Consider the following 25,151-nt stretch of genomic DNA (forward strand, 5'->3'; position numbering starts at 1 on the left):
GTACCGCTTTTCATGAGTTTACCATTTAGTTTTATTTTTTTCACGAAATTCCATAATATCTTTAATAATTTCAATATGTAATGAAGCCCATGCTTTTTCGCGATAATGGAGTAAAATAAAAATAAGAGCAAAAAGAGTGAAGAAAGTAAGAAACAAAAAAATAAAATAAATATTATTGTCTGCCACCTTTTGAATTTGCTTTGAAAAAATTAATCCAAGCCAAGGTAAAATTGAAATTAGTACTGGGATCATGCCACTACCGTTTTGTTCTTTAATCATGCGATAATGTATGAGCTTTAATTCGTTAAGAGGAAGGGTTTCATAGAAGGTTTGGATCGTATTAATTTCATTAATTTCGCTTAAATTATGAATAGTTTGCTTTTTAGCAATTATATTTTTTATTTTTTTGTAAAATTTATGGGCGTCCCCGCGAAACTGTTCCATCAGTTTAGTTCCTCCTCACCTTTAGAACGTTTTTTAGTTAGTCTTTTGAAAAGTGAAGATTTTATGCCTTCTTGAGAAAACATTAGTCAGACGACAATAAATCGTATAAAATAACAAATAGATATCATCCTGATAGGCAAATGATAGCAGAGTGATTGGTGATCATAATTATTATTGGAGGTGGAGTGGTTGAGTGAAGAAAATAGAGTTCAATTAAATGTTAGAATAAGTAAAGAAACAGCAAATCGATTTGATGAGATTGTCGAGTATTACCAAGAAAACACTAAGCTTGGAAGAGTATACAAAGGTGATGTATTAACAGATATTATTGAAAAATCGTATCAAATCATGCAAAAACAGAAAGCTTTAAATAAATAAATGTAACTTATTGTAATGGAGTGGAATTCTCGTTTACATATTATGGTGGGCATCTACTAAAGCTTTTATGAATAAGTTTAGAATTGAAAATGGGAATAGAAGAAAGGAAGGCTGTCATGGAAATTACTGGACATTCGGTTGAAAAGCTTCAAGATACAACGGGTATTTTATTAGGAGACCGATATGAATTCCACCTGGACATTGAGGTACCAGAGGATGATGAACTGTATCAAGAAAAAGGGTTGTATTTACGTGTAATCTTTGCTGTTACGCAAAATGAAAGTCATATTGCACAATATCAATTTTATGAAAAAGGAACAAATGAATACATCGATTTTGCTTTAGAAGAGGATGAGAAAGAAATCATTAGTAATTATTGTAAACAACACATCGGGTAGGATGATTACTTTTAGCATAAGAATAAATTATTACTACAGAATAAGTAAAGTGAATAAAAGCATAACTTTATGAAGGATTAAACAAAGCAGGCAACCAAGCGATGTCTGCTTTTTATTGTGTTTTGGTTATTTATTCAATAAATGTAATCTCGCCCCTCTGAATACATGACATTTATCATGTGTTATACATGACATGTATGACTACAAAGCATGAAAGAAAACCATTATTCTAGAATTACAAATGAAAAAGTGGAAGGGAATTAAAAAATAATGGCAAACCAAAAACACAATCAATTAAGAAAACAAATTGCACCATATGAAAAGTCAAATACTAAGGAAAGTGTTTGGCAACTAATAAATACACTGGTACCATTTTTTGCCCTATGGATCCTTGCATATGTTAGTCTTTCTGTTTCCTATCTTCTTACTTTCGTGATATGTGCAGTTGCGGCTGGCTTTTTAGTACGGATCTTTATCATTTTCCATGATTGTTGTCATCAGTCATTTTTTAAAAATCGTCGAGTAAATCAAATTATCGGGACCATTACTGGTGTTATGACATTTTGTCCTTATGAACAATGGAAGCATAGTCATTCCGTACATCACGCAACGAGTAGTAATTTAAATAAACGAGGTACTGGGGATGTCTGGGTACTCACTGTAGATGAATATAATGCTTCTTCTTTTTGGAGAAAGTTAGCGTATCGATTATATCGCAATCCGTTTGTCATGTTTGTGTTAGGTCCAATTTATATATTTTTAATTGATTACCGATTTAATGAGAAAGATGCGCGAATGAAAGAACGATTGAACACGTATTTAACCAACTTATTAATTGTAGTAACGATCGCCATTTTATGTTGGACGATCGGTTGGCAAGCGTTTCTTTTAATTCAAGGTCCAATTTTCTTAATTTCAGGATCTATAGGAATTTGGTTATTTTATGTCCAACACCAATTCGAGGATTCATATTTTGAAAACGAGGAAGAGTGGGATTATGTCAAAGCTGCATTAGAAGGCAGCTCATATTATAAATTACCAAAAGTATTGCAGTGGTTAACAGGTAATATTGGGTTTCATCACATTCACCACTTAAGTCCGCGAGTTCCAAACTATAAACTTGAAGAAGTTCATAATAACCACCAAGCTTTACAAGAAGTACAAACGATTACGATTGGTTCAAGTTTAAAATCCCTTCGTTTTCGACTTTGGGATGAGAAAAACAAAAAGTTTATAGGATTTAAAGATCTTAAAAATGAACAGGTGAAACCAGTAGTTAAAAGGACAACTGTCTCAGCTTCGATGAAATCTGACTTATAAGGTTTTGCATTCTAGTTGCCTCTCTTTTTTACGAGTATTTACGTATTGTAGAAAAGTAGAGGCTACTTTTTTATTACCCCGATCTATTTATTGTTTGTTTACTGGAAACTTATGCTAAAATATCGAGGATGACACAATGGTTAAAAGAGGTTTCAGCATGTTAAAAAAGTTTAAGAACTTACAAAAAAATTCAGCGATATCTCCTTATATTTGGAGTATCTTTAGTATATTACCGTTTTATTTTATTTTTCAATCTTCATCGACGCTGGAAATTATTGCAGGGATTACACTTACGATAGTATTTTTTATCGCATATCGGTTTGCGTTTATGTCTAAAAAATGGCCTGTTTATGTTTGGACATGTATTTTAATCGCGATATCGATAACGATGACGATAGTGTTCCAATTTATTTATTTTGCTTTCTACATTGCATATTATAACGGAAATATTAAAAATCGAATTGCTTTTTTAACGTTATATATAATTCATTTAGTATTTACGACAATATCGATTAATTATAATATCGTTATTTTGAAAGATGATTTATTTTTAACACAATTGCCGTTCATCATTATTGTTTGGATCAGTGTTATTCTTCTTCCGTTCAACATATATAATCGTAAAAAGCAAGATCAGTTGGAAGAGAAGCTTGAAGATGCCAATAAACGAATAGCTGAGCTAGTCAAACAAGAAGAACGACAGCGGATCGCTCGTGATCTACATGATACGCTCGGACAGAAGCTATCACTCATTGGCTTAAAAAGTGATTTGGCTAGGAAATTGATTGATAAAGACCCAGGGCAAGCTAGAGATGAATTACTGGACGTACAACAAACTGCGAGAACGGCATTAAATGAAGTCCGGAAAATGGTCTCGCAAATGCGTGGGATTCGTATAAAAGAAGAGCTTGTACACGTGAAGCAAATTCTTAAAGCCGCACAAATTAAATTTGTCTATGATGAAGAAGTTCAATTAACAAATGTATCACTATTTATTGAGAACATTCTAAGTATGTGTATAAAAGAATCCATAACAAATGTCGTAAAACATAGTCAAGCTTCGACTTGCCAAATCTCAATCATTCAAAACTCTAATGAAATTTGCATTATAGTTAAAGACGATGGAATTGGGATTAATGAAGATCAAGACCTTTATAAAGGAAGTGGACTTCAAGGAATGAAGGAACGCCTTGAGTTTGTTAACGGGATTCTAGAAATCGAATCTAGTCATGGAACGACGATTAAGATGAGAGTGCCAAATGTGATTAAGGAGTCGGATAAGGAGGGTCCTTTATGATTCGAATTGTCATCGCTGAAGATCAGCGAATGTTATTAGGTGCATTAGGTTCATTACTTAATTTAGAAGATGATATGGAAGTCATTGGCAAGGCTTCAAATGGGCAAGAAGCGATTTCGCTTGTCGATGCACTTATGCCTGATGTTTGTATTATGGATATTGAAATGCCAGAAAAAAGTGGACTTGAGGCTGCGGAAGAACTGAAGGGATTGCAATGCAAAGTCATCATATTAACGACGTTTGCTCGTTCTGGATATTTTCAACGGGCATTAAAAGCGGGAGTAAGTGGATATTTGTTAAAAGACAGTCCTAGTGAGGAGTTAGCAAGTTCGATTCGAAGCGTTATGGATGGAAAACGTGTATATGCTCCGGAACTAATAGATGATTTATATAGTGAAGAAAACCCACTGACTGAGCGAGAAAAGGCTGTGTTAGAACTTATTGCTGATGGGAAAAATACAAAAGAAATTGCTGAAGAACTGAATATTAAAGCTGGAACGGTACGAAATTACATTTCTACGATTTTAGATAAACTTGATGTGAAAAACCGAATTGAAGCAATAACTCAATCCAAAGAAAAAGGCTGGTTTAAATAAAAGGCTCTTCACGCTTTACGTGAAGCTTTAAAAATGGTCCAAAAAGCAATAAGGTTTACGAAGACAGCCAAATAAAAAAAGGATCGCTCTAATCCATTAGCGCGATCCCTTTTTTTATACAATAACATCATTTTAAAGTTATCTCTGGACAGAAAAGGTGTCATTTTTATTACTGTCTAGCTAAATTTGTCTAATAAATAAACAATTCAAAGTATATATTTGTATATTTTTCATACACTTTTCTTCCATTCAAAACATAGATAAAAGATTTTAATAAAGCAGAAGGGTATTCTATTAGGTGATTTAGTTAATTGCTATCTATTATTATTTTTGGCATAATTTTTGCAATTCTCATTTTTATAGATAGATCAAGGTTATTTTCAAAGCGTAACGCAAAGTGTAGATAGTCGATGGTCTTCAAAATAATGATTAAATGAGGGGATAGTGTATATGCAAAAGTTAGTTCATTTTGATAAAGCGGATGGGGTGGCTACTGTTACAATAGATAACCCACCAATGAATGTATTAAGTAGTCAGGTGATAAGAGAATTAGGCGAAGTTTTCTCTTCTATTTCAGAAGATCCAGAAGTGATTACTGTTATTTTAACAGGGGCAGGTCAACGTGCTTTCATGGCAGGTGCAGACATTAAAGAATTTCCTCAATGGTTACATATGAGTAAAGAGGAATTAAAAGAAGTAAACTTACAATCTCATAAAGTCTTAAACCAAATCGATGATATGGAAAAACCTACAATTGCCATGTTAAATGGCATTACATTTGGTGGAGGTTGTGAGCTTGCATTAACGTGTGATATTCGCATTGCTGAAGATCATGCGCAAATTGGCTTGCCTGAAGTGAAATTAGGCCTTTTCCCGGGTGGTGGAGGTACGCAACGTTTACCGAGACTTGTTGGCGAAGCGAAAGCAAAGGAATTAATGTTCTTAGGAGACCCACTCTCAGCACAAGAAGCGAAAGAGATCGGTTTAGTGAATAAAGTCGTTGCTACTGGAGAAGGAATGGCAGCAGCACAACAAATGGCTCAAAGAATCGCTAGTTATTCATTGCAAGCACTAACTCGTATAAAAAAAGCAGTAAATGAAGGGATGGAACTTGAATTTAATGAGGCGATTGACCTTGAAGCAGAATACTTCGCGGGTGTTTTCCAAACAGAAGATGTAAAAGAGGGTGTTCAAGCATTTCTAGATAAGCGCTCACCAAACTTTAAGCATCGCTAAAAGAAAGCATCCTAAGCATGTAGTTTAGTTATACGATTGACTCGATTTTAGCTAACTTACAAATTCTAATAATTGGAGGACATTGGATATGATACAGAACAAACCAATACATCTACAAAAATATACAACAAAAGTCAAAGAAGGTATTTATCAAATCGTCCTTCCTACTCCTTTTCCTGTAGGACCAGTAAATGTGTATTTAATTGAAGGGGAAGTCTTAACTTTAGTAGATACGGGGCCTAAGACGGAAGAAGCTTGGGAAATACTTTTAAGGGGTATAAACGAAGCGGGTTATCAATTAAAAGATATACAGCAAATTCTCATTACTCATCACCATATCGACCATTGTGGCCTTCTTGAACGTGTAAGAAAGATAGCGGGTGCCAAAACGCTTGGACATCCATTACTTGCAAAATATATTGAGAAAGACCAAACGTTTAATCATTACCGCACTCATTTTTTTTATGAGTTTTCTCGCGAATGTAATGTCCCCCCTGAATATCAACACCATTATGCTAGGCAGTTAGAATATATGCAATCTCTAATGGAACCAAGTCAAGTTGATATTAAATTAGCGCATAGACAACAAGTTCCAGGGCTAAAAGAATGGGAAGTGCTATATACACCTGGCCATTCACAAGATCACTTGTCTATTTATCGAAAACGAGATGGAGTTTTTCTCGGTGGTGACCACATTATCGAACATATTTCTTCAAATGCATTAATTGAACCACCATTTGATCCATCTAACGAACGACCAATGACATTAGTCCAATATCGAACGGCGTTGGAGATGTGTGCAGATGAAAAGATAGAGATAGTTTTTTCAGGACACGGTGAGTCCGTTACGAATCATCGAGAATTAATTCATAATCGGTTAAAGAGTAACTGGGAGAGAACAGAAAATATACGTAACCTACTCAAAGATGGACCGAAAACGGTATATGAACTTACTACACTACTTTTTCCTACAATATTTCAAAAAGAATTGGATTTAACTTTATCAGAAACAATGGGCCATCTTGATCTTTTAAAGCTCGTTCATCAAGTAAATGTACAAAAACGAGATGGGATATCTATTTATTCAATCGAAAGTAATGAAAGGTGATTTTGAAAATCAAAAATGCTTTAGGGTAAATTCCTACAAGTACGGCAGTGTTATATTCAAGACGCATCCGACATAAAAAGGGGGTGGACTTTTTGTTGGAAACGACTATGCAAGCGATCCGATTATTTTTTGAGCGGAAATTAGCAGGTGCGAAAAATGTACAAATTTGTGATTTCCAACAACCGTCAGCAGGGTGGTCAGATGAAGCATTTACTTTTTCTGTTACATGGGAAATGAACGGGGAAGCGCATCATAAGGGATACGCGATCCGTAAACAAAACAAAGGTGGTTTAATGACAGACTATCAAAATTCGTACCGTCATTATAAGCTATTAGATCGGCTAAGTCAGAATAGTAAATTACCAATTCCACGGGTTTATTGGTATGAAACGGATGAGTCAATAATAGGGGGTTCTTTTTTTGTCATGGATAAGCTACCTGGTAAAAGCTATGTTCCTTGGTCAAAAGAAGGGAAACAATTTTTTAAACAAGCTCATGACGATGGAAAGATTCCATTACAGTTTGTTCGATATTTAGCAGATCTACATCTTATTGATTATAAGCAAATAGGTCTCGCTGAAGACTTAGAAGAGCCTGTAGGGGAATACGGCTATATTGATAGAAAAATAAATGAATTTGAAGAAATGTATTATAAGTATCAAATTAGTCCTGATCCGATTATGGTCGATGCTCTTGAATGGTTAAAAAAAAATAAGCCTGCGGCACAACGATTTTCAGTTGTACACGGAGATTACAGATCGGGAAACCTTTTATATCTTAACAATAGTATTACTGGAATTTTAGACTGGGAAGCAACGGAAATTGGTGATCCTATGGCAGATGTTGCCTATGTATGTACTAAGTCTAATCGAATGGACTCTCCACTATTAAACTATTTATTAGATAAAGACATGTTTCTTGAGAAGTATAGTGAATTTACAGGACTGTCGATTAATGAAAAAGTGCTCCATTATTACGAAGTCTTTCACCAATTGCGGTTTGTTCTCATTTCTCAATCAGCGGGAACTGACTTTGCTAAATTAAAAACAAAAGATCTCCGCATGGCAAGACAAGGATTCCGTTGGCCTTTAATGCGAGGGATGCTAGCAGAATTACTAGGCTACTAGGGGGTACATACATGTTAGATAAATCACTAACGATCCGTACGGTAAACGATGTATTAAAGGAAGTCATCATCCCAAATATAAATAATAGCATGGCAAAAGAACAAGCAATTGCGATCATTTCCGTACTTAAAAATGTAGATATGCACTCCGTTCAAAACGTAGGACCAAAAAAACAGCTAGTCGAACATATCCAAGAAACATTAAATGAAATGATTTTAAAAATAATAAATGACAAGCTTTCTTCAAGAATGGAAAGCATTGTGGGACAATTTAAAGATGAATTAATCAAAATAGAACGATTCGATGACGTTACTGAAAAATGTAATCGATTAAATGAATTACAATGTAACCTTATACGCTCCTTGTATGAAGAAAGTACTTATAACACCGAAGTTGAAAAGCTATATATCTTACCGTTACGAAAAAAATTTAGAGAGCAATTAATGATTGAGATGGCTCTTGTTCGGTAATGATAAAATATTTGCAAAAGCATTCCCTAATCAAAACTGTCCTTAAAGATATAATCGATATCTTAAAGAGCAGTTTTTTTGTTGTAATTATTTGATTATTCTTACAAGTAGTATGGTAAAATGGGGAATAATGAAATAGAAGTAATATGCATTGTACGGTTCAAATGAGCATTTTTGTGAAGGAGTAGATTAAATTGAATTCAGTAAAAAAGGTCATGACTCCAGTTAATGAGTGTCTATCTCCTAATAACACCCTAAATGAAGCGATTAATTTTATGAAAAAAACGAAATGGAATACTGTACCAGTTACTGATTCAACAGGAAAATTAATAGGTGTTTTTACTCGGAGTGCTCTCTATCAAATGTTGCTATTAGAATTAGATCAAAAGACTATGATCGGTAATTTTATAAAAGAAGATATTGGGACAGTAACACTTGATACAACATCTGAACAATTAGAAAAAATAATTGAAAATAGTGAAGTGGGAACAGGGGTTGTGATTGATGATAGCGAAAAGCCGATCGGTCTAATTACGACATCTTCAGCTGTTTTAAGCTTTTTACAAAGTACGCGTTTTTTAAAAAGACAGTTAGAAACGATTTTACAAACTTCTAACTTAGGTGCCTTATTGACAGATGAACGAGGTAAAGTTATTTATGTAAATGAAAAATTGAATAACATGCTTAAGCAAACGAAAGAAGAGTTGCTTTTTAAAGATTTACAAGAAATCATTCCAAGTTGGAAAAGTTCAACTTCTGAAAAAGAAATTCACACTCGAGTAAAAATACAATCTGATTATTTTGTCGTCCGTTTGTCCAACTATAAAAGACCAAATGGTTCAAAAGGATATATTGCTCTTTTTCAAAATGTAAATGAGCTAGAGAATATGGCTCAAGAACTACAGTCCGTAAAAAAATGGAAAAGTATTCTCCAAACAGTAATTGATAACGCTTACGATGGCGTAGTCATGATTAATGAAGATAGTCAAATAATTTTTATAAGTCCCTCACTAATCGAATTATTTGAACTTAATGAGAAAACCATTGAAAATTCGCCTGTTAATGAAACCCTTCCTCACCTTGAATTAACACCAACTCTTAAAACGGGTGTTTCGGATATAAGTGATTTTATGGATGTTAAAGGAATTAATTACATCGTCCATCGCATACCTGTCTACCAAGATGATCAAATCATCGGAGTCATCGGTAAAATTGTCTATCGTCAATTACATGAAGTAAGAGAACGTTTTAGGAGATATGAAAATATAGAAAAGAAAATGCATGTTTCTACTAGAAAGACAGAAACATCAAGGTTTACATTTAAAGAAATTCTTTCTCAGGATTCTCAGATGGAAAAATTAATGCGAAGTGGTATTAAAGCTGCAAAAGGTCGTACAACGATTTTAATTCGTGGAGAAAGTGGCACAGGAAAAGAACTGTTTGCACATGCGATTCATAGTTCAAGCTCATGCGGACAAGGTCCATTTATTACGGTCAATTGTGCTGCTATACCAGAACATTTATTAGAATCTGAGTTTTTCGGGTATGAAGAAGGAGCATTTACTGGAGCTAAACAAAAAGGGAAAATGGGCAAGTTTGACTTAGCAAATGGAGGGACGCTGTTCCTTGATGAAGTCGGTGATATGTCTCTCCAACTTCAAGCTAAATTACTACGTGTACTACAAGAGAAAGAATTTTATAGAGTTGGGGGCACCGAGCGAATTGAGGTCAATGTTCGGATTATAGCAGCGACGAATCGTTCTCTTGAAGAAATGGTAGAGGCAGGTGAATTTCGGGAAGACTTATTTTATCGATTAAATGTAATTTCATTTGAAATTCCCCCACTTCGAAAGAGAAAGAAAGATATTTTATTATTAAGCGAAACATTTATCGAAGAATTAAATAAACAAAATGGAACGAGTATCATCGGGTGGGATCCGTTAGTTCAGCAGGCGATGATGGACTATGATTGGCCTGGGAACATTCGCGAGTTACGAAATGTATGGGAGCGAGCGATGATATTCGCTGAAAACGGTAATGTCCAACTTGTTGATTTACCCGACTATTTATTAAAAAAAGTCGGTTATGATTTATTTATAGAGGAAGAAGAATCGGGGTTTGCCGAACAATCGTTACTAGAAAAAGCGGAGCAAATAGCTATTCAAAAAGCGTTAATTAAATCTAAAGGAAACAAGAGTCAGGCATGTAAATTATTAGGGATAAGTCGTTCTGTCCTCTATGATAAATTGAAGAAGTATGAAACGATTGAAGTAAAGTAGATGGGAGTGGAATATAAAGCCAATTGTAAGCGCAGTCACGCAAAATTATTGTGCATATCTTTTTTATCCCGTTTAATTAACTCTAAGGACTCTCACTTCAAGGCAATACAAGGCAGTTTAACTGGGAGATAAGCGCTAGTAACAACCAATTATAAAGAACTGTGAGCAGTATTTAAACATATTTGATTTTTCAATTGTCTTGTTTTCAGACACTTTTATGAATTATGCGTTGTATAAGACTTAAATAGAGCGTTATAAAATATGGCATAGTTTTTGCAATAGAAAAAAATGTGATCGTCATATACGAAACAATATTTACTATTATAGGGGGAATGGAAATGCGTGAAGTTGTAATTGTAGAGGCAGTTCGAACACCTGTAGGAAAACGAAAAGGAGTTTTAAGTACAGTTCGTCCGGATGATATGGCTGCGAAAGTATTAAAAGAGCTAGTAAATCGTTCAGGAATTGACCCTGCTCTTGTTGAAGATGTCATTATGGGTTGTGTATCTCAAGTAGAAGAACAAGGGTTAAATATTGCACGTACAGCTGTATTACAGGCGGGTTTCCCTATCAGCGTTCCTGGTACAACCATTGATCGGCAATGTGGATCAGGTCAACAAGCTGTGCACTTTGCTACGCAGGCGATAGCAAGTGGAGACATGGAAATCGTCATTGCTGGTGGAGTGGAAAGTATGTCACGTATTCCAATGGGAGCAACCAGACAAAATTCCGACTGGAGTGAAGAATTAACATCACGATACGAGATGATTCACCAAGGATTATCAGCAGAGCGAATTAGTGAAAAGTGGGGATATAGCCGGAGCCAATTAGACGAGTTTGCATTAGAAAGTCACCGAAGAGCTCTCCAAGCACAAGAAGAAGGACGCTTTGACCGAGAAATTATGCCTTTTAAAGTTACACTTGAAGATGGAACAACGACGGTTGTGACCCAAGATGAAGGTCCGCGTAAAGGGACATCTCTTGAAAAATTAGCATCATTGAAACCTGCATTTACTGAAGATGGCGTCATTCATGCTGGAAATGCAAGCCAAATGAGCGATGGCTCTGCGGCGATTCTATTAATGTCTAAAGATAAAGCACTTGAACTCGGATTAAAACCACGCTTCCGAGTAGTAGCACGTCAAGTTGTAGGGTCAGATCCGACCTTAATGTTAACAGGTCCAATTGAAGCAACAAAACAAGTACTTAATAAAGCTGGTTTAACGATTGAAGATATTGACCTCTATGAAGTTAATGAAGCATTTGCACCAGTGCCGATGTGTTGGTTAGATGAAATTAAAGCAGACCCAGCTAAACTAAATTCAAATGGAGGAGCTATTGCCTTAGGACATCCATTAGGTGCTAGTGGGGCGCGTGTGATGATTACTCTTATGCACGAGTTAGAAAGAACAGGTGGACAATATGGTCTTCAAGCGATTTGTGAAGGCGGCGGAATGGCTAATGCAACAATCATTGAAAGAATTTAATTAATAGATTTATAGAAAATAAACGAATAAAGAAAAATGGATGAGAGGAGTTTTTTCGATGAATATATCAGAAACAATAGCACTCGTAACAGGTGGAGCTTCAGGTTTAGGGGAAGCAACGGTAAGAAATATTATCGAAAATGGCGGAAAAGCAGCAATTCTTGATTTGGCAGAAGAGAATGGAAAGCGCCTCGTTGAGGAATTAGGGGAAAATGTAATTTATGTAAAAACGAATGTAACGGATGAAGCAAGTGTCCAAAATGCATTAAATGAGACGGTACAAAAATTTGGTAGCTACAATGCGGTCGTTAATTGTGCGGGGATTGGACTTGCACAAAAAACAGTAAGTAGAAACAAAGCACATGATTTACAAGACTTTGTCAAAGTGATTAACATAAACCTTATTGGAACATTTAACGTCATTCGCTTAGCTGCGGAACAAATGGTTGTAAATGAACCGAATGATCAAGGTGAACGTGGAGTGATCATTAATACTGCTTCAGTTGCGGCATTTGATGGACAAATCGGTCAAGCAGCCTACAGTGCTTCTAAAGGCGGGATTGTTGGGATGACGTTACCAATCGCTCGTGATCTAGCGAAGAGTGGCATTCGTGTTGTAACGATTGCCCCAGGACTTTTTGAAACACCATTATTTAATACATTGTCTGAAGAAGCTAGAGTGGCATTAGGTAAGCAAGTCCCATTCCCATCGAGATTAGGTGTGCCAGCAGAATATGGTCAACTGGCTCAGGCGATTATAGAAAACCCAATGCTTAACGGAGAAACCATTCGCTTAGATGGTGCGATCCGTATGCAACCGAAATAACTAAGGTTGCAAAAATCGTAATGCTAATTTAATCACTAATATCTTAGGGGCAGCTCAAATGGTTATTGTTTGAGTTGGCCCTTAAAAAACATAGAGGGGTGATTTTTTTAATGACAAAACCTTACTTAACAGAAGAACATGAAATTTTTAGAAAATCATTAAGAAAATATTTAGAAAAAGAAGTGATTCCCTATGTAGAGGATTGGGAAGAAGCTAGACAAGTACCCAAAACATATTGGAAACAACTTGGAGAGCAAGGATTTTTATGTCCATGGCTAGATGAAGAATACAGTGGTATGAATGCAGACTTCGGTTATTCCGTTGTATTAACTGAAGAACTTGAAAAAATTTGTACGGGTATTGGTGGTCCAGGGCTTCATAATGATATTGTCATGCCTTATATTGATTCCTTTGGGTCGGACGAACAAAAGAAAAGGTGGTTACCTCGAAGTGTAACGGGCGAAATTATTTCATCGATTGCGATGACTGAACCAGGAACCGGTTCAGATTTAGCTGCAATTAAAACAACAGCTGTAAAAGACGGAGATCATTATGTAATAAATGGGGAAAAAACGTTTATCACGAACGGTTATTCGACGAATTTCATCGTTGTAGTTTGTAAAACAGACCCTAAAGCAAATCCTCCTCATAAAGGAATTAGCCTTATTGTCGTTGATACGATTGATGGGGAAGTTCCAGGTTTTAAAAAAGGGAAAAAGCTGAGAAAGGTTGGGCAGCATACAGCAGATACAGCTGAGTTAATATTTGAAGATGTAAGAGTTCCGGTTAAAAACTTATTAGGTGAAGAAGGAAAAGGATTTTATTACTTGATGGATAAATTGCAACAGGAACGGTTAATGGTTGCGATCCAATCGATTACCTCAGCAGAACGGATGTTAGAAATGACAATTGATTATGTGAAGCAACGAAAAGCCTTTGGTAAGTCAATCAGTCAATTTCAAAATACCCAATTTAAAATTGCGGAAATGGCAACAGAAGTACAATTAGGGCGTACGTTCGTAGACAGTTTGATTGTAAAACATATGGCAGGAGAAAACGTAGTTACTGAAGTGTCAATGGCTAAGTGGTGGATAACTGATATGGCCAAAAAGATGGCAGGAGATTGCATGCAATTACATGGTGGTTACGGCTATATGGAAGAATATGAGATTGCTAGAAGATATCGTGACATTCCAGTTGCGACAATTTATGCAGGTACAAATGAAATCATGAAACAGATAATTGCTAAAAACATGGGGTTATAATCCTCCTAGGGGAGATTAACGGTAAATAGTGTAAAACGCAGAAAAAAAGACGTAAGATTACTAACCTATAAATATAGAATATGAGGAATGGAGAGAGACCTATCTAACTGATAGTAAGGTGCTAGCTTATAGAAGCGCTTTTCTATCAATGGGATTAAAATAGGTATATAATAAAATAGGTAATGAAAAATTTCTTTTGTTTTAAAGGCTTATATGTTTAAATAAAAGTCTTTTTTTTCTTAGAAGTAACGGTTTGAAGAAGAACTTATTTATGAAGGAGGTGTTTTTAAAATGAAAGATATCCGTAAAGAACCGCAATATTTAATTTCAGATGCTGATAAGAAAAAGCTTATTAGCTTGTTGTGTATTTTACTTTTATTTTCAATAATGAATTCTACGATGTTTATGGTTTCTGTACCAGATATCGCGTTTTACTTTGACCTCTTACCATCGCAAGTAAGCTGGGTTGTGACTGGCTATATTATTTTATATTCGATTGGTGCTTTATTATACGGAAAGTTAGGAGATATTTTTCCAATCAAAAACCTTTTAACGATTGGAATTATTCTGTTTGTAATCGGTTCGATTGTTGGCTTCTTTTCTCCTATTTATTTAATGGTTGTTATTTCAAGAATGATTCAAGCATGTGGAGCTGCTGCAGTTATTGCTATTGTATTTGTCATTCCATCTCGGTATTTTCCGGAAGAAAAAGGACGAATTCTCGGTATTTTATCATCAGCAATGGCTTTTGGTGCCGGCTTAGGTCCAGTTTTGGGTGGATTTATTGCTGGTTTTTTAGATTGGCATTATATTTTTCTCTTTTCTTTTGTTGTTGTTTTAACACTACCTATGATCAGAGTTTTACTTCCTCAAGAAGAAAAGAAAAGTGGTAAGCCAGATATTATTGGAGCCATTTCAATGGCTTTTGGCGTTGCACTTTTTATTTTGTTTATTACTACGTTTAACTGGGTCTATTTACTATTAAGTAGTTGTATAACTGGCTTCTTTTTTTGGTGGATCTATCATTACAAGCAACCTTTAATAGTACCTTCTATGTTTAAAAATAAAGTTTTTCGATTGACCGTTTTAACTAGTTTTTTTGGGACATTAATTATGTTTAGTAATTTATTTGTTCTTCCGCTCTTACTAAGAGAGGTACATGGTCTTAGTACAGTACAAATAGGGTTAGTGCTGTTTCCTGGTGCAATACTGGGTGCGTTAGTTGGACGTTTAGCTGGTGGGTTTACGGATCGTTTTGGAAGTCATTTAGTCGGATATATTGCGATCATTTTAATAATGATAGGATCACTTTTGTTATCAAGTATTGTTGGTTTTGCACCGTGGGTTATAAGTTTAGTGTTTAGTATTAATTTTTTAGCGTTCCCAATATTTCAAACGTCAATGGCTAATTTAATTTCTACGGCTCTTCTAGATGAGCAAATGGGTGTTGGAATGGGTATCTATAATCTAGGAAATTTAATATCTGGTGCAATAGGTGGTGCCGTTATTGGAAGAATATTAGATTATTCAATAGTGGGTATTTCATTAAATCCGTTTATAGAAAGTATTGGAGTTATTGTTGTTTATAGTAATATTTTTGTTGGATTAGCTCTTTTAACACTATTGTTTGGTCTTTACTTCTACTTTTCTAATCGAAGACAACAAGCAGCAATCATTAAGCATCAGATGCAAAAATGTTAAAAAAAACGTAGGTTTATATTTACAACCTACGTTTTTTTTTAGTTCAATAATTAATGATAATAGTGAGTTGAATTCTACTAACATACGTTATTTGTATGTACTTTTTTTATGTATTTTTTGATATAACAGAAAATACGGAAAATTTAAAATGAAAAGAAGGGTTTATGAAGTAGACAGAGAATAAATATAAATAAAGTAAATAAGTTCCAACCATCTAGTCTTTAAAATAATGTTTTACTCGGTGTCCATTAAAAATTTATCAACTTAGGGGGAGAATATGGGTACGATTCGAAAAAGCGGAATTTACGAGAACATTAGTAAAAAAAGATGGGAATACTGGCTAGTGAAGAATCAAGATATAAAAATCATGGTGTCTTGGTTACAATGGGGTTCTTCAGAAGAAGAATATAAAAAGTGGGAGGAAGCTTGTCTCGTATCTAGAGCGGGATAATCGGATAGAGTATATTTAGGGGTGTTACTTATTTCTATAGGTAATGCTTCTTTTTTGCAGTTTTTACCAGGAAGTTACTACTGCCGTGGTAGTTAATTTTCCATCCTACATATGATAAAACTTGTTTTGCTTTCAATGAAAGCGTATTATGAATCAGTGTAGTGCTAATATGATTGAAACAAATATTGTTTATATTAATGACATAGAATGAGGTTTTTTTATGAGTAATCATAGCTTTAAACAGTATAATTTAAGTGCTGAAATTTCTAGAGCACTTATCCAATTGGAATATTTCCAACCGACTAACGTTCAACGTAAAGTCATTCCAGTTGCACTAAATCAAAAAGACCTAGTTGTAAAGTCACAAACTGGAAGTGGTAAGACAGCAGCATTTAGTATTCCTATCTGTGAATTAATTGATTGGGAAGAGAATAAGCCTCAAGCATTAATTCTGACGCCAACACGTGAGCTTGCGGCTCAGGTGAAAGAAGATATTACAAATATAGGTAGGTATAAGCGAATTAATGCTAATGCAATTTTCGGGAAACAATCTTTCGCCAGACAAAAACTAGAGTTAAAGCAAAAAACACATGTCGTCGTTGGAACCCCCGGCCGTGTGTTTGATCATATTCAAAAAGGAACACTTAACTTAGAGCGTTTAAATTATTTTGTAATTGATGAAGCAGACGAAATGTTAAATATGGGCTTCATCGATCAAGTTGAAGCGATTATCAATGAATTACCTAGATACCGTATAACGATGCTATTTTCTGCGACTTTACCACCTGATATTGAAAGCTTGTGTCAAAAATATATGCAAGACCCAATTTATATAGAAGTAACAGCATCAGGACTCACAACTAATGCTATTGACCACTTTCTAATAGAAGTAACTGAAGACGAAAAGCTAACGGTTTTAAAGGATGTAATGATTGTCGAAAATCCAGATAGTTGTATCATTTTTTGTAGTACTCAAGATCAAGTAGACGAGGTATTTAAGCATTTAAAACGTACTAGATATCCGAGTGAAAAAATCCATGGCGGGATGACACAAGAAGAGCGATTTTCAGTGATGAATGAATTTAAAAGAGGGAAGTTTCGTTATTTAGTAGCTACAAATGTAGCTGCAAGGGGTATTGACATCGAAAATATTACGCTTGTGATTAACTATGACTTACCATTAGAAAAAGAAAGCTATGTCCATCGAACAGGGAGGACGGGACGTGCTGGAAAAAAAGGTAAAGCGATTACATTTATAACAGCTAATGAGCAACAATACCTTATAGAAATTGAGCAATATATTGGTTTTGAAATTCAAAAAGTGCCTGCTCCTCCGAAAGAAGAGGTAACTCGAAAAAAGGCTGCTTTTGAACGAAAACTAAAAGATCAACCGCTTCTTAAAAAAGATAAAAGCGAAAATTTCAATAAAGAAATCATGAAGCTTTATTTTAATGGTGGGAAGAAAAAGAAGATAAGAGCTGTAGACTTTGTCGGGACGATTGCGAAAATAAACGGTGTCACGGTTAATGATATTGGGGTAATTACGATCCAAGAAAATGCTTCATTTATAGATATATTAAATGGAAAAGGTCCGTTAGTCTTAAAGGCAATGAAAAATAAGACGATTAAAGGTAAGCAATTAAAAGTGCACCAAGCAAAAGAACAATAGATGCAGTTTTATAAATTTCTAATCATTAGGCAGGGATATACTTCACTGCAACGAAATGTTAATATATACCGTACATTTCAGGAGGGGTTCAAAGTTAAGCATTCAACCTCCTTAATAAGAGTAGTACTTTATATAATCGGCTTCACTTAAGTATAATGGAATGGGAGGGAAGCAGATGACCAAAAAATATTTTACACTAAAAGAAGCTAATGAATTACTACCATTATTAGAACAAGAATTAGTTACGTTACAACAACTACAAAAAAACTTCCAAACGAAATTAAAACAATTAAATGAACTTAACGCAAATAAAAAACGAAGTGACGAAGTGAGAATATTTACGTTGGAAAGTGAATTAGAATTTCTAGAAATGGAAGCACAGCTCCATTTACGTAATATACAGTCAAGAGGAGTTCAGTTAAAAGGGGTCGATTTAGGATTACTTGACTTCCCAGCATTATTAAACGGAGAAGAAGTATTACTTTGTTGGAAACAAGGAGAACCCGAAATTAGTCATTATCACGGGGAATATGAAGGATTTGCGGGGAGAAAACCGCTAAAATAATATAGTCTGAATACTTTGAATGGAGGTGGTACAATGGAATTGACAGCGATTCTTGGAGCTAGCTATGATAGCTTAATCGAAGCTAAAGTTGATAAAAGTCCTGATGAAATAGTTGTTACCGAAAACAATGAAACGTTTTATATCGTTTCAAAAAGTGATTATGAACAAAAGCTTGCAGGCTTAAACTATAAGATCGTCGTAAACACAGGAGAGTAAATTACTCTCTTGTTTTTTTCTAAACTGATATATTGTATGAGGAGATGATTATATGCTTTCTCCAACTCCACCGATAATTGGGATCACTAGTACGGTTGAAAATCATAATAATATTCCGTCTGTCCATGTGCATGAGAAATATATTCGAGCCGTCATCCTTGCAGGAGGAGTACCGGTTGTTATTCCAATAGGTCCAAAGGAAATGGTTAAAGAATGGGTTGCTATTTGTGATGGTTTTATTTTTAGTAGTGGCGAAGATGTTGACCCTTATTACTTTGGGGCTGATCCCCATCCTAAAGTACTTAAAACGAATGGGAAACGTGATAAAATGGAAATCGAACTCGTCAAACAAGCTCAAAGCAAGCTAAAGCCTATTCTAGCGATTTGTAGAGGTATTTCTATTTTAAATGTTGCTTTTGGAGGGACACTCGTCCAAGATATTGAAGCTAACAACCCTAAGGCAATTAAGCATTTTCAGTTAGCCGAAAGACCTGAGGCGACTCATCAAATTGAAATCGTTAAGGATAGTTGGTTGCACGGGGTCATTAATCGCCAAAAGATACATGTAAATAGTATGCATCACCAGGCGATCAATACGTTAGCTCCTAATTTAAAAACAGTTGCTACTGCCCCAGATGGAATCATCGAAGCTATAGAAGGGGTCGACGTATCTTTTATGGTTGGTATCCAATGGCATCCAGAGGAAATGGCTGTAGAGGACCCAAGTATGCTTGAGTTATTTAAAGCGTTTATTGTTGAATGTTCCAATAGAATGAAGTGACATGGTGAATATTATTACGGACCTAAATTTTGATGTGAGGATGTGATCGGAAATTTGAAGCAACAAAAATCATATGTCTGGTATGCTAGCTATGGATCGAATTTAAGTAAGGATCGATTTTTATGTTACATAAAAGGCGGGAAGCCAGAAGGTTCTGAAAAAGTGGAAGTAGGTTGTAGAGATCAGTCGCTTCCTATTAAAGAAAAGTCTCATAGGATGCAATACCCCTTATATTTTGCAAAAGAATCAAGACGATGGCAAAAGCAAGGTGTCGCATTCATTGGGCTTACAAAAAATGAAAAGTATTGTACATACAGTCGTAAGTATTTAATTACAGAAGAGCAATTTTTCGACGTCGTTAAACAGGAAAACAATGGTGTAGAATTAAATTTCGATTTCGATGAAGTAAAGCAAAATCGCTATCAGACACTAAGAAAAACATGGTATGGAACGATCTTATATGTTGGAGAAGAAGAAGGTTATCCTATTTTTACATTTACAGCCGATTGGGATTTAAATGTTCCTTTTAATAAACCATCTCAAGAATATTTAAGTATGATTATTGAAGGCTTAAAGCGAAATGTAAAGCTGAGTAATTCAGACATCATCCAGTATTTAATTTCGAAGCCCGGGGTTACGGGATATTATAGTCACTCCGAATTAGAACAGTTAATCATTTAGAAAGAAAGTGCCGCGGATAAGTGGTGCTTTTTTATTTACTGACCTTATTCATAAAAAGAAGGAAAATAAGTTCATAAAATTGAATATAAATTAAATAATTAAAATTATTTTCAGATTAATATTTGATATAGGCAGCTTTCGTAAACTTTGTTGCTTTTGGACCGTTTTTTGAAAATAAAGTAGCCTTTTCAAGACAAATTCATTTGTCTGAATAGCTATTTTATTTTCAAAACCTTCACGCTATGCGTGAAGAGCCAAGCATTCGCTTGGCTTACGGTCCAAAAGCGAAAAGCAACAATCTTTGAGAAAAGAGCCTTGATATAAAAATAATTATGAAAAATAGGGGGGATATAGTGACAGTCATTCCTAAACCGGCCTCAACGGTCATATTAATAGATGATATATCTAGAGTCTATTTAACGAAAAGGCCGAAAACGATGAAATTTTTAGGTGGATTTTATGTATTTCCAGGTGGTACCGTTGAACAAGCTGACAACATTGTAGAAAATAAGTACATTATGAATTGTGTTCCTCATGATGTATTTAGTGGAGCTCACTATGTAGCTGCGGCAAGAGAGTTGTTTGAAGAAGTAGGTGTTTTTCTTGGTACTACCAGTGAAGGTGTACCGATACAAATTCCAGAAAATACTGCAGATGAATATCGTCAACTTCTTATTAATAGGGAGATTTCTTTTTTAGACATATTAAAATATGAAGGATGTTTGCTTGATTTTGAAAAATTACAGTATTTTGGTAACCGATTAACTCCAAAAGGGAGTCCGTTTCGTTTTGATACTCGTTTTTTTCTCGCCAGACTCCCTAAAGGTCAATCGCCCAAACCGGATTCCCATGAAATTGCTGATGCTTTTTGGATTACTCCAGAGGATGCTTTATTATCGCATCAAAAAGGAGAGTTATCCATGGTGTCACCAACGGTTGTTTCTCTACGTACGTTACTCGATCATCAAAAAGGAGCCCCGTTAATGATGCCCGAGAGACAGAAAAAATAAAAATTCCCTAATTGCTGAGTGAATAAACAGAGTTCTGTTGCAACACAATTCCTTCTTTTATTAATTTAATAAGATGAGCTTCCGTTGTTTTAGTTGCTACGTGAAAAACACTAGGATGTATCGTATTTTCATAGATTTTTTCTGTTAATTGAGTTGCTGTTAAATAAACGTGGTCTTTAAGCAGCGACTTAATTTGTTTTTCTCGCTTTAGCCGGCGGTTTAGAACGAAATCAATTTGTTCATAAGGGTGTAAAACCCAGTCGCCATGACCAGGTCCAATCTTAGTTAGTTTCAATTGATTTAATCGCTTTAAAGTATAAATATAATCACTCATGTCTCCATCAGGTGGACCTATCCAGGTTGTACCCTCAGCAACAATATTGTCCCCAGCTAAAAGAATTTGTTCGGAAGGGATATAAAGGTTTAACTGACCTGCTGTATGCCCTGGACCATGAATAACGATCATCTCCATATCAGCTACTTTAAAGGATTCTCCATTTTGTAGGAATGAGATATTTTTTACTGGAGAAATAGCATTCATAATAGCTTCTTCTTCACTTCGATGACAATAAATAGTCAGCGGCCAGTCCATGAACTGACGAACACCAGGTGCATGATCACGGTGGGAATGAGTGAGAATAATAGACGTCGGCTGAGCTAATCCTGTGTTTTCGATAACAGCTTCAATTTCTTTTCTCGTTTCCAGCCGGTCATAGCCTGCATCGACTAATACACACTCCTCTTTATTTCCAATTAAATAGCAATTTGTTGTTGTATGTGGATATAAGGTTGGAGTTGGTACAGGAATCCGAATGACTTTTACAGGATGTTCACTTCGCATAGGCACCCTCCTTTCATTTAAATGACTAAAAAATAATATAGAACTTTATTCTTCTTTAATTATCATTTTCCTTCTATATGCACAAACAATACGGATGCAAAATAGAAAATGCAACTCACTTTGTATTCAATGAATTGAGTTGACAAGTAGAACGGACGTGATAAGATTGTAATATTAATAAAATAATCTCTACATATTGTTTTAGCCACTAGGGGGGCCATTTATGGCTGAGATTAAAGTATGTCTTTAAGACCCTTTGAACCTGAACTATGTAATCGTAGCGTAGGAAAGTGGACATCTTTTTATAAGCTATTTAACATTTTAGTTATAATTGATGACTGCTTTCAAATTTGGAAGCAGTCTTATTTTAATTTAAACGTGGTAATGGGAGTGTCAACATTGATAACAGAGTATTTAGCATTAAAAAAAGAATTGGTTGACTTTATTATGAAACCAGATTCTACTGATAACGAATTTAATACGATGGCGCTAAAAGTGTTTCAGTTTCAATATGAGTATAATCAGCCTTTTCGTAAATTTTGTCGAAAACGTCGCGTGTCACCTAGGACAGTAAAGTATTTTACAGATATTCCACCTGTCCCTATTGATGCATTTAAACTAACAACTCTATCCTCGTTTCCAATTGAAGAAACAGAATCTCTTTTTATGACAAGTGGTACAACCAATCCAGAAAAACGGGGGAAAAATTATCATCGAGATTTAGAAATTTATGATTTATCGATGAAAGTACATTTCAAATCCTTTGTCATGCCTGATCTTGATAAAATGAAAATGTTTATTCTATTTCCAAAGGAAAGTGAGTTACCTAACTCATCCTTAGCGCATTATTTACATATTGCTAAAGAACATTTTGGTACTGAAGAAAGTAAATATGCCATGTCTAGTAACGGTTTTGAATTCGGATCCTTTATTGAACAATTGCAGTTTGCGGAAAAAAATGAAGAGCCTATTTTATTAATTGGTGCAACATTTTCTTTTATTCATTTATTAGATGAATGTAAAAAGAAAAACATTTCTTTTAACCTACCTCCTAACAGTCGAATGATGGATACGGGTGGAGCAAAAGGACGCTCACGAGAATTGGACCCTAAGCAGTTTAAACAAGAAATGTGTCAATTGTTTTCACTGCCAGTAGAAATGTGCGTAAATATGTATGGTATGACAGAGTTAAGCTCGCAGTTTTATGACCGGAATTTATATGATTATTTTGAGCAACAACAAATCAGTACTTTAAAAAAAGCCCCTCACTGGGTAAGAACGCTCGTTCTAGACATTGAACGAATGGAAGAGAAGACAAAGGGTGAAAAAGGAATAATTGTTCATTATGATCTGGCAAATATTAATTCAGTTATGAGTATTCTCACTGAGGATGTTGGGATTCATGAAGAAGGAGGATTTCAATTATTAGGACGAGCTAAAGGAGCTGAAGCTAAAGGGTGTTCTCTAGCTGTAGAACAATTCTTAGCCTCATCGCAGAGATCCAGAGGAGAACAGTGATGTCAACAAGCTTTTCATGTTTCCATATCCCAGATCAATGTCAACACTTACTTAACGAAGTTCCTATTAAAACATTAACATTTGAAAATCATGGGGAAAGTGTAGAAATACTAGTTCCTGAACTTGTTCCAGAAACAATTAACAATATTATGGATGTATTAACGGTTCAACAAAAAAATTATATACAACAGCTTAAAACTAATGAAGTAATCGACATCATTAATGAGGCTATACACAGGTGGTTAGATCCTAGCTATGAATTACGACAAATGGCCGAGTCCATGCTTCCGATAATTACTGGGTACGATCACGATATGGTTCGCTTATTTTTAAGTCGTTATTTACGGCAATTTCGTAAAGAAAAATTGCTGCGAATGATCGATGAGGATTTTCCCAACCCTCTCGTATTAGATGAATTTCGGCCACGCACATCCGGTGGCTTATACAGAGCATATGGACCTGAGATTATCACTCATATTTTTTCTGGAAATGTACCTGCTTTGCCACTTTGGAGTTTAACTGCGGGCCTATTGTTGAAATCAGCAACATTAGGTAAGGTTTCTTCCTCGGAGCCGTTATTTCCAGTATTATTTGCTAAAACAATAAAAGAAGTTGATCCCAAGCTGGCAGAAAGTATAGCGATTTTATCGTGGAAGGGCGGTGATGAAGCTTTAGAAAAGGTTAGCTTTTCTAGGGCTTCGGCTGTTATTGCTTATGGAGGGAAGGAGACGATTGAGTCAATAAAACAGAACGTTCCGTCTCACGTTAGCTTCCATGCTCATGGACATAAGGTTAGTTTTGGCGTGGTTACAAAAGAATGTTTAACAGCTACAAAGGGCTGGCATACTGCTAAATTAGCAGCTTATGATGCATCGTGGTTTGACCAGCAAGGGTGTCTATCACCACATGTATTTTTTATAGAACATGGTGGAGCGTTTTCACCAAGAGATTTTGCTCAAATGCTTGCAAATGAAATGGAAAACTTTCAATATAAGCATCCTCGTTCTTCTTTAACTGCAGAGGAGCATCATGCAATTGTGAAGCTACGATCAACGATAGAGTTTGAAAGCTTTGAAGGTGCACAAGTGGAGATGATAAAGAGTGAACATGATACAGCATGGACAGTTGTTTATCGTGAAATACGGGAGAATAAAGAGGATAATATTTTTCCGTTTTCTCCACTTAATCGGTTTATAACAGTCATTGCGGTAGACAATTTTGAACAGATAAAGCCGTATATTAAGGAGATAAAGGGCTTTATTCAAACTGTTGGGGTAGGGTGTTCGCCACAAAAGTTTTCTTCAATGATTAACTTTTTAGGAGAATGTGGCGTCAATCGAATTTCTGCAATAGGATCTATGCCACATCCTCAGCCGGGTTGGCACCATGACGGGCGCTTCCATCTAGCTGATTTGGTTCGCTTTTGTGATGTTGAAGCTTCCCTTGAAGGACAGATGGATGAATTCGATCCTGATAGAGAGTAAGAG

General features: G+C 35.3%; 25 protein-coding genes and 1 riboswitch. Of the genes, 23 read left to right on the forward strand and 2 right to left on the reverse strand.

From position 1 onward, the window contains the following. Positions 1-18: 18 nt before the first annotated feature. Positions 19-444: a hypothetical protein gene (locus tag J0N78_RS18205; RefSeq protein WP_209124527.1), complete on the reverse strand. Its 426-nt coding sequence runs from the start codon at positions 442-444 to the stop codon at positions 19-21. Positions 445-633: 189 nt separating this feature from the next. Here J0N78_RS18205 and J0N78_RS18210 point away from each other — a divergent pair, with 189 nt between their 5' ends. From J0N78_RS18210 to J0N78_RS18310, 21 genes are all read left to right on the forward strand, one after another. Then, the gene (locus J0N78_RS18210; RefSeq protein WP_209124528.1) at positions 634-822 is read left to right on the forward strand and encodes a hypothetical protein; all 189 of its coding nucleotides are present in this window, start codon (positions 634-636) and stop codon (positions 820-822) included. Between the two features lie 116 nt (positions 823-938). Beyond that, the gene (locus J0N78_RS18215) at positions 939-1,220 is read left to right on the forward strand and encodes a DUF6509 family protein (protein ID WP_209124529.1); all 282 of its coding nucleotides are present in this window, start codon (positions 939-941) and stop codon (positions 1,218-1,220) included. 270 nt (positions 1,221-1,490) lie between these two features. Then, positions 1,491-2,540: a Delta(5) desaturase DesA gene (desA, locus tag J0N78_RS18220; protein WP_209124530.1), complete on the forward strand. Its 1,050-nt coding sequence runs from the start codon at positions 1,491-1,493 to the stop codon at positions 2,538-2,540. Positions 2,541-2,697: 157 nt separating this feature from the next. Continuing rightward, entirely contained in the window at positions 2,698-3,837 is a 1,140-nt protein-coding gene (locus J0N78_RS18225) for a sensor histidine kinase (RefSeq protein WP_209124531.1), read from the forward strand. Beyond that, complete coding sequence (locus tag J0N78_RS18230) at positions 3,834-4,433, forward strand: response regulator transcription factor (RefSeq protein WP_209124532.1); 600 nt, start codon at positions 3,834-3,836, stop codon at positions 4,431-4,433. Before J0N78_RS18225 ends, J0N78_RS18230 begins: the two co-directional genes overlap by 4 nt. 444 nt (positions 4,434-4,877) lie before the next feature. Further along, positions 4,878-5,669 (forward strand): enoyl-CoA hydratase, encoded by a 792-nt coding sequence (locus J0N78_RS18235; protein ID WP_209124533.1) that lies wholly within the window; start codon positions 4,878-4,880, stop codon positions 5,667-5,669. Positions 5,670-5,757: 88 nt separating this feature from the next. Continuing rightward, complete coding sequence (locus tag J0N78_RS18240) at positions 5,758-6,777, forward strand: MBL fold metallo-hydrolase (RefSeq protein ID WP_209124534.1); 1,020 nt, start codon at positions 5,758-5,760, stop codon at positions 6,775-6,777. 92 nt (positions 6,778-6,869) lie between these two features. Next, positions 6,870-7,904 (forward strand): phosphotransferase family protein, encoded by a 1,035-nt coding sequence (locus J0N78_RS18245; protein WP_209124535.1) that lies wholly within the window; start codon positions 6,870-6,872, stop codon positions 7,902-7,904. Positions 7,905-7,915: 11 nt separating this feature from the next. After that, positions 7,916-8,374 (forward strand): hypothetical protein, encoded by a 459-nt coding sequence (locus J0N78_RS18250; protein ID WP_209124536.1) that lies wholly within the window; start codon positions 7,916-7,918, stop codon positions 8,372-8,374. A gap of 194 nt (positions 8,375-8,568) precedes the next feature. Further along, positions 8,569-10,653 carry a sigma-54-dependent Fis family transcriptional regulator gene (locus J0N78_RS18255; protein WP_209124537.1) on the forward strand — a complete coding sequence of 695 codons (2,085 nt, stop codon included), beginning with the start codon at positions 8,569-8,571 and terminating at the stop codon, positions 10,651-10,653. A 338-nt stretch (positions 10,654-10,991) separates the two neighbouring features. Beyond that, positions 10,992-12,140: a thiolase family protein gene (locus J0N78_RS18260; protein ID WP_209124538.1), complete on the forward strand. Its 1,149-nt coding sequence runs from the start codon at positions 10,992-10,994 to the stop codon at positions 12,138-12,140. Between the two features lie 58 nt (positions 12,141-12,198). After that, entirely contained in the window at positions 12,199-12,966 is a 768-nt protein-coding gene (locus J0N78_RS18265) for a 3-hydroxyacyl-CoA dehydrogenase (RefSeq protein WP_209124539.1), read from the forward strand. Between the two features lie 110 nt (positions 12,967-13,076). Beyond that, positions 13,077-14,231, forward strand: a complete 1,155-nt coding sequence (locus J0N78_RS18270) for an acyl-CoA dehydrogenase family protein (protein WP_209124540.1) — start codon at positions 13,077-13,079, stop codon at positions 14,229-14,231. Between the two features lie 291 nt (positions 14,232-14,522). Beyond that, positions 14,523-15,932, forward strand: coding sequence for an MFS transporter (locus J0N78_RS18275; RefSeq protein ID WP_209124541.1), 1,410 nt, complete (start codon positions 14,523-14,525; stop codon positions 15,930-15,932). 277 nt (positions 15,933-16,209) lie between these two features. Next, positions 16,210-16,383 carry a hypothetical protein gene (locus J0N78_RS18280; RefSeq protein ID WP_209124542.1) on the forward strand — a complete coding sequence of 58 codons (174 nt, stop codon included), beginning with the start codon at positions 16,210-16,212 and terminating at the stop codon, positions 16,381-16,383. Between the two features lie 220 nt (positions 16,384-16,603). Beyond that, a complete protein-coding gene (locus J0N78_RS18285) occupies positions 16,604-18,052 on the forward strand; it encodes a DEAD/DEAH box helicase (protein WP_209124543.1) in 1,449 nt (482 codons plus the stop codon). Between the two features lie 175 nt (positions 18,053-18,227). Then, entirely contained in the window at positions 18,228-18,617 is a 390-nt protein-coding gene (locus tag J0N78_RS18290) for a DUF2203 domain-containing protein (protein ID WP_209124544.1), read from the forward strand. Positions 18,618-18,650: 33 nt separating this feature from the next. Next, positions 18,651-18,833, forward strand: a complete 183-nt coding sequence (locus J0N78_RS18295; RefSeq protein WP_209124545.1) for a hypothetical protein — start codon at positions 18,651-18,653, stop codon at positions 18,831-18,833. Between the two features lie 52 nt (positions 18,834-18,885). Then, the gene (locus J0N78_RS18300; RefSeq protein ID WP_209124546.1) at positions 18,886-19,614 is read left to right on the forward strand and encodes a gamma-glutamyl-gamma-aminobutyrate hydrolase family protein; all 729 of its coding nucleotides are present in this window, start codon (positions 18,886-18,888) and stop codon (positions 19,612-19,614) included. 54 nt (positions 19,615-19,668) lie between these two features. Continuing rightward, positions 19,669-20,295: a hypothetical protein gene (locus tag J0N78_RS18305; RefSeq protein ID WP_209124547.1), complete on the forward strand. Its 627-nt coding sequence runs from the start codon at positions 19,669-19,671 to the stop codon at positions 20,293-20,295. A 353-nt stretch (positions 20,296-20,648) separates the two neighbouring features. Next, complete coding sequence (locus tag J0N78_RS18310) at positions 20,649-21,305, forward strand: NUDIX hydrolase (RefSeq protein WP_209124548.1); 657 nt, start codon at positions 20,649-20,651, stop codon at positions 21,303-21,305. A gap of 7 nt (positions 21,306-21,312) precedes the next feature. Here the strand turns inward: J0N78_RS18310 and J0N78_RS18315 are convergent, their stop codons facing one another. After that, positions 21,313-22,146, reverse strand: a complete 834-nt coding sequence (locus J0N78_RS18315) for an MBL fold metallo-hydrolase (protein WP_209124549.1) — start codon at positions 22,144-22,146, stop codon at positions 21,313-21,315. Between the two features lie 200 nt (positions 22,147-22,346). Continuing rightward, a riboswitch (TPP riboswitch) is annotated at positions 22,347-22,452 on the forward strand. A gap of 93 nt (positions 22,453-22,545) precedes the next feature. Here J0N78_RS18315 and J0N78_RS18320 point away from each other — a divergent pair. Both J0N78_RS18320 and J0N78_RS18325 read left to right on the forward strand, forming a co-directional pair. After that, positions 22,546-23,664 (forward strand): LuxE/PaaK family acyltransferase, encoded by a 1,119-nt coding sequence (locus J0N78_RS18320; RefSeq protein WP_247747419.1) that lies wholly within the window; start codon positions 22,546-22,548, stop codon positions 23,662-23,664. Next, complete coding sequence (locus tag J0N78_RS18325; protein ID WP_209124551.1) at positions 23,664-25,148, forward strand: acyl-CoA reductase; 1,485 nt, start codon at positions 23,664-23,666, stop codon at positions 25,146-25,148. The genes J0N78_RS18320 and J0N78_RS18325 overlap by 1 nt, the downstream gene beginning before the upstream one ends. Positions 25,149-25,151: the final 3 nt, after the last annotated feature.

Origin of the sequence: Alkalihalobacillus sp. BA299, from assembly GCF_017745675.1 — a bacterium.
GTDB lineage: Bacteria > Bacillota > Bacilli > Bacillales > Bacillaceae_F > Alkalihalobacterium.